Source organism: Paenibacillus germinis (assembly GCF_013141785.1).
In the GTDB taxonomy this organism is placed as follows: domain Bacteria; phylum Bacillota; class Bacilli; order Paenibacillales; family NBRC-103111; genus Paenibacillus_E; species Paenibacillus_E phytorum.
This window is the reverse complement of sequence record NZ_WHOC01000085.1, coordinates 1-10735: the sequence shown is the minus strand read 5'-3', so window position 1 is coordinate 10735 and position 10735 is coordinate 1. Positions and strand designations below refer to the sequence as shown.

The 10735-nt window shown below is 43.8% G+C and carries 6 protein-coding genes and 1 pseudogene; 2 read left to right on the top strand and 5 right to left on the bottom strand.

The features are described from left to right. Window positions 1-45: 45 nt before the first annotated feature. Window positions 46-1215: an iron-containing alcohol dehydrogenase gene (locus tag GC102_RS17440; RefSeq protein WP_171690696.1), complete on the bottom strand. Its 1170-nt coding sequence runs from the start codon at window positions 1213-1215 to the stop codon at window positions 46-48. A 105-nt stretch (window positions 1216-1320) separates the two neighbouring features. On the opposite strand from GC102_RS17440, the gene GC102_RS17435 reads away from it, so the two are divergent. After that, a complete protein-coding gene (locus GC102_RS17435) occupies window positions 1321-1659 on the top strand; it encodes a L,D-transpeptidase (protein ID WP_171647546.1) in 339 nt (112 codons plus the stop codon). A 54-nt stretch (window positions 1660-1713) separates the two neighbouring features. Here the strand turns inward: GC102_RS17435 and GC102_RS40605 are convergent, their stop codons facing one another. The 4 genes and pseudogenes from GC102_RS40605 to GC102_RS17420 all read right to left on the bottom strand — a co-directional run bounded on the left by GC102_RS40605 (window position 1714) and on the right by GC102_RS17420 (window position 8881). Beyond that, entirely contained in the window at window positions 1714-2244 is a 531-nt protein-coding gene (locus tag GC102_RS40605) for a sensor histidine kinase (RefSeq protein ID WP_376769381.1), read from the bottom strand. Beyond that, window positions 2221-6909 (bottom strand): annotated as a pseudogene (locus GC102_RS17430) (AAA family ATPase); the annotation flags it as partial. The gene GC102_RS40605 and the pseudogene GC102_RS17430, both read right to left, overlap by 24 nt. Window positions 6910-6944: 35 nt before the next feature. Beyond that, complete coding sequence (locus GC102_RS17425; protein ID WP_171690694.1) at window positions 6945-8591, bottom strand: hydroxysqualene dehydroxylase; 1647 nt, start codon at window positions 8589-8591, stop codon at window positions 6945-6947. 80 nt (window positions 8592-8671) lie between these two features. Next, window positions 8672-8881 (bottom strand): hypothetical protein, encoded by a 210-nt coding sequence (locus GC102_RS17420; protein WP_171690693.1) that lies wholly within the window; start codon window positions 8879-8881, stop codon window positions 8672-8674. A 244-nt stretch (window positions 8882-9125) separates the two neighbouring features. Here GC102_RS17420 and GC102_RS17415 point away from each other — a divergent pair, with 244 nt between their 5' ends. After that, window positions 9126-10352 (top strand): PASTA domain-containing protein, encoded by a 1227-nt coding sequence (locus GC102_RS17415; RefSeq protein ID WP_171690692.1) that lies wholly within the window; start codon window positions 9126-9128, stop codon window positions 10350-10352. The last annotated feature ends 383 nt before the right edge of the window (window positions 10353-10735 follow it).

Here is a 10735-nt window from a genome sequence, read left to right as displayed (position 1 = left end):
TCAAACTACGGGATAGCTTATTTCTTATCTACTCAACTTTATATTTTACGCTAAAGATCGAATCAAAATATCTCTGACTGTTTCCCGCGTCATCATTTTGTATTGCCCCACTTTATCCTTCATGAATGATTTATGGACTAATTCCTCTATCCTAGAATCATCGATCCCATAATCCCCTAACCGATTCGGCGCACCAAGGGAATTCCAGAAACTTCGCAGCGCGTCAATCCCTTCGAGTGCAATTTCATGATCCATTTTATCCGATGGATCGATACCGAAAACAGCCATCGCCAGTTTCTTCATCCGCGAAGGATCTTCCTCCGCACAATGCTTCATCCAGTTCGGGAATACAATCCCAAGCCCTCCGCCATGCGGAATATCATAAACGGCGGATAGACCATGTTCGATCTGATGCGATGCCCAGTCTCCACCATCTGTGCCGCTGGATAGCAGCCCGTTAAAGGCCGTCGTCCCCGCATACATGATCGTCGCTCTATGCTCATAGCTGTTAAGATCGGCAAGCAGCTTCGGTGCAGCTTCTATGACTGTCAAGAGTACTGACTCCATGAAACGATCTATCATAGGTGTGTTCTCCGTCAGGTGGAAGTACTGCTCCAGCACATGCGACATCATATCTACGATGCCATAAACGGTCTGATCCATAGGTACAGAATATGTGTACGTCGGATCTAAAATAGAGAAAGCCGGATAAGCGAAAGGACTGCTCCAACCACGCTTTTCATTTTTCTCCCAGTGTGTGATGACGGAAATATTATTCATTTCAGAACCTGTAGCCGCTAGTGTTAATACCGTTCCGAAAGGAAGCGCTTTGTGAGGCACAGCTTTCCGAGTAACGATGTCCCAAACATCCCCGTCATAATAAACGCCCACGGAAATTGCTTTGACACAATCAATCACACTGCCGCCGCCAACAGCAAGAATAAGCTCGATTTGCTTATCGCGGCAAATATCTATGCCCTTCCGCACTGTATTGAGTCGTGGATTAGGCTCCACTCCGGACATTTCAAACACTTCCGCTTGCATATGTGTAAGCTGTTCCATAACAGCATCGTATACACCATTTTTCTTAATGCTTCCGCCGCCGTACACGAGCAATACTCGCTTGCCATTAGTACCAAGCTCCTGCTGCAGCTGCTCAACTTGATCTTGCCCAAACCATAATCTTGTTGGATTAAACTGTAAAAATGATTGCATGTCGTTATCTCCTTCGGTGACTGATATCTACAGCAGTATATCACATGTAAGTTTCAATATCGAAAACGCGCCTATTTACATAGAATAAATTGAGGTGACGATCCTATGCCCAATTACCGAATTATTGTTGATCTTTCTGACTTTCAATTATATCTTTTGGATGTAAACATCGTTGTACGTGGATTCCCAGTTGGTATTGGTAAAATACTAACTAACACACCTACGGGTGAATTTTTCATTATCAATAAACAACCCAATCCTGGCGGCCCTTTCGGTGTCTTGTGGATGGGTTTAAGCAAACCTCATTATGGTATCCACGGCACGAATGATCCTTCTTCCGTAGGCAAGAGGACATCGCACGGCTGTATCCGCATGTATAACGATGATGTGCTTGAGTTATCCGCACTTGTGCCCATTCACACTAGAGTAACCATTCGACCTTAGCCAAAAAACCGTACACCGCACACAGGATCATGTGAGGTATACGGTTCTCGCGGCTTAAATCCGATGCACAGGTAATGAGAACGAGATGCTGCAGCCTTTGCCGAGGCGGCTTTCCGCCCAAATCTGGCCACCGTGATACTGCACGATCTCCTTAGCAATCGCGAGTCCAAGGCCACTGCCGCCAGACGTGCTGCGTGATTTGGACACTTTGTAGAACCTTTCAAAAATATGCGGAAGATCCTCATCGCTAATCCCCACGCCGGTATCGGTAACCCGAATCACTAACTCGCTCGGCTCATCCTTGATTGCCACGTGAACATCAATGAATCCGCCTCTAGTAGAAAATTTAATTGCATTGTATAGAATATTCGCATACACCTGTTCAATACGATCTGTATCTACCGTTAAAAGCAATTCTTCTCCTTCCGAATGTGCCATGTCGAGCGTATAGGTAATTCCAGCATTCGCTGCATCCAGCTCATACTTCGCAAAAAGCTGGCGAACCATCGTTCCGCACGAAGTTGGGGCTAGTTGAAAATGGAACTGCTTAGTCTCAAGTCGACTTAACTGATAGAGATCCGTAATGAGTCGTTGAATGCCGACAATCCGCATATGAACGACCGAAAGGTACTTTCTCTGTTCCTCAGGCTCTTGAATAACTCCATCCAGAATAGCCTCTACATAACCCTGAATGGACGTGAGTGGCGTACCCAAATCATGGGAAATATTAGACAATAGGTCTCGACGCGACGTCTCCATCAAGATCAATTCGTTCGTCCGTTCTTTGACTTTGGACTCCAAATCATTATAGAGTCTCGCATTCTCAATCGAAATTGCCGCCTGAGCAGACAACAGCTTGATAATATCAAGACGGTCTGATGTAAAGGCATTGCGAATCAAATTATTTTCAAGATAAAAGACGCCGACTAGATTGCCCTGATGGAGGATCGGCTCGCAGAATATCGATTTACTCTCCGTTGCCCGAATATACGGATCATGTGTAAAGAATCCCTTATTCTCGGCATCATCGAGAACTACACCTTCCTTGGTTCGAGCAACGAATTGAATCACAGCTGTCGGGAGATCTTCTCTTGTTTCTAGCAGAACAGAACTTACGGTACAGGAATCCTTGCCGTCGATGGCAAGCATCTCAGCCTCCACGAATAAGCTGTCACGTTCCTTCAAGACAAGGATGCTTCTCTCCGCTCCAGACGAATAGGTTACAATTTCCATTAACCGCTTGATCAATTGCTCCAAGTTAACTTCACTTGACAACGATCTAGACGTGTTCATAATCGTCATAAAATCAAGCGCCTGCAGGGAATAGTCACTTATTTTGGTTGTGCTCCTATCCTTTGACTCCTTAAGTGATGTTAAGTAGCCCGGATAACGCATCATTAACTCCTCAGCCTTAGCCTTCGCACCCCAGCTTAGATAACCGTAATAGGCATCGACGAAATAGGTTTTAGCAACCTTTTCACGTCCAGCTTCCTTATACATCTTCCCTGCTAGCTCACAGGCAATCGCCTCATGCTGGATGAAACCTTGCTCCCTAGCTTGCCGGATTGACGTTTCGTATTCTTGCTCCGCTTTCTGAAAATGGCCTGTCACACGGTTCCACTCCGCATGCATTAATAGGCTTATATGCAAAAAGTTTTCTGGACAATGGGCAGCCCATTTATCCATCTTGCGAAGCATTTTTCTCATCTGTTTGGCCATCATCTTCTGCTCTAACATTGCAGCCTCTCTATATTTAGCAGCTATCGATAAGGCATAGTAGAAATAGTTCTCAGGAATATGAAACAGCCCGAAAGAAACAGACTGCATAGGTTCTGCATCTTTACCAAACTTTAGAGCTTCCTCATATTGACCAAACAAATAATACAGCATCATTTTTTTTACCGTATACTCATGAATAATGACTTGGTTCGGGTGAATCTCCAGCTTACGGACAAACTGTTCTTCCTCTTCCTCATACTTACCGATAATCAGGGGATTCTCAGACTTCCCCTCCAAATTATCAATGACCTTACGGAGCATTTCTAACATGAGAAGGGTGTCATGATGATTGGTCTGTTCCAATATCCGATAGTTCTTAGCTAGATCTTCTTGTACTTCCGAAAGTACAACACCCTGAAAATCCTTCACCAAAACCTGATAAGTAAGGGCATAACCTACGAAAACCAAGTCACCATCTTCGATCCCGCTTCGGAAAGACTCCTTCAAATGCTCCAAACACACCTGCAAAGGCTTTACCCAAGGAGTGACGAACAAACCGAATGAGAAATGGCTTTTACTGCGGAATTGATGGGATTGAAATCTAGCATTCATGCGATCGCCAAGCTGCCCATATTGGTAGCCAAGCTGATAATCACCGAAGCCCGAGCCCAGAATCAAACCATAGGATCCGTACACATAGGCCATTACCGAGGAGTTACCATATTTCAACGCATGCTTCGTCATGATAAACATGAATAAAACAAATAAATTCGTATTCACGAAGTACGCGGAGACAGCAATACTCATCATTAAATTCATTAATTTAGTTATGTATTCATCTTCCATAATCGGTAAATCGTACAGCTGAATCGTATTCTTCCGTCCAATCATTGCTTTCAGCTTCATATATTCATAAAATATGTTCACGCCCGTCGGTTCTTTAGAAACACGGATGCCTTGCTCAGCTAGGGCTTTCAATCCAACTTCCACACTTTTATGCTGCTTACCGACGTTCGTGTACAGAATCACTTGTAAGTTATATACTTCCAACTTAAGTTCGTTCGTACGGGCATCTACAAGCAGTTCTTCGTACGATATTTCAGCTTCATCCGCCTGACCATTCAGATAAAGCACTTCTGACTTCTCCAGTCGAATGGAAAAGCTTAGGTCTTTTAACTCCACACCCTCTACCAGTTTCAACAAAGCTAATGCTTTATTGTAATACTGCAGTGCTGAACGATAGGCATTCGAAGATTTAGCTTTGCGGCCTGCACTGAAATTAAATTCTAGAAGCTGGATAAGCTCCTGCCGCTCCGTTAGCAAGTTAGAGCCTATATTCATATGGTTGACGATATCGAATAACCGTGGCTGAGCCTGATCGTCGGGTAAATGCTCAAGAAGCTGATGCGCGATGTTCAAATGCATTTCTGGCAGTTCTGATTCTTCAATGGATCCATAAACGGCTTCTTGAATAGAATCATGCACAAACATAAAACGTATGTCTCTTGCAGTTGAATTCCCTTGCATCTCGATAAAAAATTTATAATCCGTGCCAACAGGAATCATCAAACCGTTTTGGATCGCAATTTCCAACTCATGCAGAACATCAGTAAAGGACATCTTAGCAATGATACCAAGTGCCTCCAGGTCATAAGAAGCTCCTAGACAAGCAGCTAGCCGCAATAAGTATTGTGTTTTTGGCGGCATACGCTGCAGCTTCTCAGCTAGGAGGAACATAAGATTATCAGTAATTCTAAGCTTCTGAATTTCATCAATATCCCATATCCAACGATTAACTTCATAATTAAAGGTGAGCAAATTTTGCTCGTGTAAGGCAGTTAAAAATTGTTTGACGAAAAAAGGATTTCCTCCAGTTTTTTGAAGAACGAGTTGAGCCAACTCAACTACCTGCTGCTGCTCGGTTTTCAACGACTCCGCAATCAATTGCTGCACATCTGCAATTTCCATTGGCTGCAAAATAATCCGTTCAGTAACAAGGCGCTCCGGGAGCTTGTCTAGCAATTGAACACGGGTAGACGATAGCCAATTAGTGTCATACTCGCTTCGATAGGAGCCGATGAATAGGAAATACTTCATTTGGGAATCGTTCAAAAGCAGATCAAGAAACTGCAAGGAGGCCGCATCTGCCCACTGCAAATCATCTAGAAACAACACGATAGGCCGCTCTTTCACACAGAAGATTAATAGAAATTGCTGCAACAAGAAGTGTAATCGATTCTGTGTTTCTTGCGGAGGAAGCTGCTTCGCAATGGGCTGCTCACCGATTAGGAGCTCAAGGTCCGGAATGAGATCCGTCAATACTTTTCCGCTCGTTCCCAGTATTTTCAGCAAACGTCCGCGATACTCTTCGATTTGATGATCTTTCTCCGTCAGAAGCTGACGGACTAACTGACGCAGCGCCCTAGACAACGCATGGTACGAGATATGCTGTTTGTTTGGCTCGAATCTGCCGGATAAGAACCAGCCATTGTCCTTCATGATCGTCTTCATCGTCTCGGCGATGAGAAACGTTTTGCCATAACCAGATTCCCCGGTTACCCAAACCGCCTCCAGCGATCCATGCACGGCACGTCCATAAACATGCAGCAGATTTTCGATTTCCTGAGCACGTCCATACAACCCTTGAGGTATCTGGAACATGTCCGTCATGTCATAGAGCCCAACAGTAAATTCCGTCATTTCTTCTCCGGAATTGCTCAGCATCAAGATGTGCTCGAGATCCTGAATAATCCCGTAGGCGCTCTGATACCGATCTTCCGCATTTTTAGCAAGAAGCTTCATAACAATATCCGATAGAGGCTTCGGTATGCCCATCCGTAAGCTTTCAGGAGGAGTCGGCGTCACGGCAAAATGGCAATGAATCAGCTCCACCGGATCTTCCGTTTGAAACGGAAGACGTCCGGTGAGCATTTCATAGAACGTGACCCCTAAGGAATAGTAGTCCGTTCGGTAATCGATAATACGATTCATACGACCTGTCTGCTCAGGCGACATATAACTTAACGTTCCCTCTAGCATCAACGGGTCTAGCATTTCTTGACGTTCTCTCGTAAAAGAGGAAATGCTGAAATCAGCCAGCTTCATGATCTGCTTATCGGGATTAATAATAATGTTGCTAGGCTTAATATCCTTATGTATAACGTACCGCTGATGAATGTCCCCAACAATTTTGACCAATTGAATAGCAGCTATGAGAAAGGCTTGTATGGATTGACGAAACATAGGGAAATAAGCCGACAAGGTTTCACCGTCAAAGTCTTCCAAGATGAGAGCAAGGCTGTTTTGATGCTTGGGCAGCGCCAATGGCTTAACAATGCCGGGAAAGTCCAGCATTTTACCTATCTCATACTCACGTTTCAATCTAGCGATATCTGCTGAAACAGGAAAGTCAGAACGTAGGGTTTTGATAATTACTTTTTCCATAGTCGGCTTATGAACAGCACGATAGAGTACAGTCCGTTCGCCTTGATAGATTTGTCTGATCAACTCGTATTCCGGCAAAATTAGCATAAAATCCTCCTAGTAAAACTAGCTGCTAGGTATTCCTAAAAAAGCTTTCCATCCCAAGGAAGCCCCTTCTCAAACCGTCGCTTGTCATGATGATGATAAGGTTTCAATAAATCGATATGCATAAACTCAAATGTGTACATTTCCCATATTTCACAAGACTCTTCCGTCGAACCATCTTGTTTCAGTATGGCATTAACTGCGCGTCGTGCCGCTTCATTAGCGCCTTCCATCGTCGCAAGGTTCGTATTCGTACGTACGTAATCAGCAGCAAGGAACAGATTCGGAATTGCGGTATACGCTTCTGGACGGTCATCCCAAGTGCCTACACGATTAATAAGCAGCGGCTCCATATTCGTGCACGCCTGATCTGGATTCTCAAATTGAATATCCGTATCCAAGAACCAAGAATGCAGAACATCGTCTTCTAGGATTACGGCACCATCTACGTTCAAGCTTAACTTCATCTGTGCCCATACTTCGGCTTTAATCTCTTCAGCCGTGCAAAGTGTAGCCGATTTACCGAATAAAATCCCTGGTGTGTCCCAATCCGAAATATCGACAGATAAAACGCCCTTGACTGTGCCATCACCATACTGGCTAAGGTCGACATCCGGCCAAAATTGCTTCTGGGATACTGAAGTCAGAGACCAAGGTGCATCTAAGTATATAACATGTCCATGTGTGATAGGCAGTTCTTCCTTCAAATAATACTGAATGCCGTTCATCCATGCGACGGAATCAACTAGCTTCTGCACACCAACAAGTGATGGGTCGGCTTGCACCATAGCGTCGGTAATGAATTTACCCATCACTTCAACCGGGAATGCAGCTATGTAATAATCAGCTTCTACATCGAAGGTTTTACCGTTCTCCGTCACCTTCGCACCGCGAATAACGCCATCCACGCAGTCGATGCTTTCAACTTTCGCTTCTAAATGATAATCAACTCCCTGATCTCGTAAAAAGGCTAGCCAAGGATTCACCCATTTGTCATTCGTAGGACCATTCAAGAGACGAACAAAGCTGGTGCCTGGTGTTGTAATATCTAGCGTCATTTGAACAGCTACAGGGCCGACTGTTTGTGTGTTAGCAATTTTGGATTGACAAGCAACGAGGGTTTTGGTGAATCCAGCGAATATTTTCTGAAATGCAGGGGATTGTTGATCCGCCTCAATGAAATTCCACCAATCGATGAGGTTATATTCCTCGCGAATGCGTTCATCACAGCTCGTCATGACTTGCCATAGCTTACGTCCGTATTGCTCCAGATCATCCATACTTAGACCTAAGCCATTATCGAATAAATCTCTGATGACAACCATAAAATTGTCTAAACTGAATTCAATTTTGGCCAGCAGCGGCAATAGCGGTGCTGTATAGGTGGCAATATCTAACCGTGTCACTTCTGTTAAGTTATCATATACGGTTCCATTCTCATAAGGAATTCGTTTCAAAGTATCTATGACATGTCTGTAAAAGCGAGGGAATAACCGGAAACCATGCTCACCCGGAAGATCTTTCCTCCCGCCAGTTCCGCTGCCTACGAAAGGCATACTTCTCGCTTTCCCGCCTGGAATACTTTTAAATTCGTAGACTGACACCTCGTAGCCTCTTACAACCAATTCATGCGCGGCACTCATTCCGGCAACACCGCCGCCCAAAATAACGACTTTTTTCAACACAGTTCCCCCTCATATTGGATCAAATTGTAAAAAATTCTGTAAAACTATCATATCATCTAGGTCATTTGAATCATAGACTTTTAGTCTCCCGAAGATAGAAAAAAAGCCTGGATCAGCTGAATCTTATCAGCTAGATATGGCTTCATAGAAAATTTGGCTTCTTTATATTGGCGCGCAGCAACTTCTATACCTTTCAACTCAATTTTCTCAAGCTTGTTCCAAAACTGATGAAAAAGGTGTACAGTAAAATTAATGAAATAACTGCTATCTGCCTCAGGACCCAAACTCAACTTTGAGATTTCCTCGACTTCTTCGATAAGCTTTACAACAAGCTATTCAACTGCTCATGTTGAAGCTCATAATACGCTTGACTCAAATCTTTTCCACTCGATGAAATTGATTTCCACTGTTCCAACACGATAGCGATTAATATCATTATTCCCCCTCAAAATACCTAAATTCCTATATCCCGCCGAATCATATATAATAAAGGCAACTCCTAATGATGCCATCAAGAGAGAGGATGGATATTCCATGCATAAAAAAATTGGTACACGATATGTGCTAGATACACAAATCGTAGCATTACCTCATGGCACTCTGCATTACGGTGATGATTTATTTCTAACTCGAAAGGTTCTCCTTTATCAAATAGAGCTTCAACCTGGACAGATCGGCGAAGATTACATTCGAACCCTTCATCATAAAGCAGCTTTCATACATGACGGTTTTCAACATATCCTGGATACATCTGTAGAAGAAGATTCGGTTACGATCATTCTGCAAGCAAAGCCAGGCTCATTATTCTCCAACCATGTTAACAAGAAAGAAATGTCTTTCCATACCATCATTGCAATGATTGCTGATCTAGGAGTTTCCTTGCTTGACGCGATGGAAGAACGTATTACAGGATTTACAGTAGGTGCTGAAAACCTATGGTTAGATGATCACGGCAAGCTTTCCGTCATTAACTACTGGGACAAAGGCGATCCTCAGGCACAAGGGGCAATCGGGCTTTGTCGGTTGATGATTCAGCTATTTACTGGCGCGGAGACGATTACTGGCACTTTTGAAGTGATGCATACACATCTGGAGCGCACGCCTATTCCATCTGCGACATATGAGCAGAAATTGGCTTTAATTAAGCTGATTAAGCTCGTCTGCCAAGGTCACGCATCTCTGTCTTCGTTGATTTTTGGATTGCGGAGTTTACCATCTTCCGGTCAAAATCAGGACGTGGGGCCTATCCACAAACAAATTCAATATCAAAACCCAAGCAAAACTCAAAACCGCGGGGTGGATAAGGATGAGGTAGAGGTAGATGAAGTTGCGCCCGCAGCTGAAAAGCGATCACAATCACTGAGCGCTTTAAGTAAGGCAGGGATAGGAGCAATTGCTATTTTGGTCGTCGTCTTGGTCGCGGTTTGGGCGCTTTGGCCATCTTCCAAAGTGGAGCCGGTTGTTGTGGTACCTATACCCACCGCTACACCTGTAGCGCCGACAAATACACCTGTCTCATCTACATCGAAGCCTCTCGGAGATTCGAACAAACAAACCGAGGAAGTGGCAATACCAAACCTGGTAGGTCTATCTCAAGCTGATGCCGAGGCGCAGGCTTTGGCTGCCGGTCTGCATTACAATTTTTTGATTGAAGCAAATGATCAGCCTAAGGGAACCGTCATTAAACAAGACCCAAAGTCAGGCACGAAAGGTTTACAGGGCGACAATGTTACGTTTTGGGTTAGTAAAGGGAATCAGTGATGCTTAAAAGCAATGATAGTTAGTTGCTGTGACACCTAAAGTGCGGAACTGCTAAGAGCGGAGTACCTAAGAACGGAATACCTAATGAGCAGAACATCTAAAAAGTAGAACACCTAAAAAGTAGAACACTTAAAAAGCAGAACACCTTAAAGCAGAACACCTTAAAGTAGAACACATACAGGCAGAACACCTTGAGGCAATGTTGCACTTTGTATCACTTTGTACAACATTTGTTGGGCTAATTGACCTTTTCTCATGAAATGTTGCACAAAATACAATAAATTCGCTTGAAAATGCCCTAAAAGGCATAATATAGGCTAAATTGTTGTACGAAATGCAACATATTCCACCTTTACAATAAAAATCAAGGAAATTGTTGTACG

What these genes read in the sequence shown, in the direction of transcription:
- GC102_RS17440 (WP_171690696.1), bottom strand. Translation starts at nt 1,215, where the DNA reads ATGCAATCATTTTTACAGTTTAATCCAACAAGATTATGGTTTGGGCAA.
- GC102_RS17435 (WP_171647546.1), top strand. Translation starts at nt 1,321, where the DNA reads ATGCCCAATTACCGAATTATTGTTGATCTTTCTGACTTTCAATTATAT.
- GC102_RS17415 (WP_171690692.1), top strand. Translation starts at nt 9,126, where the DNA reads ATGCATAAAAAAATTGGTACACGATATGTGCTAGATACACAAATCGTA.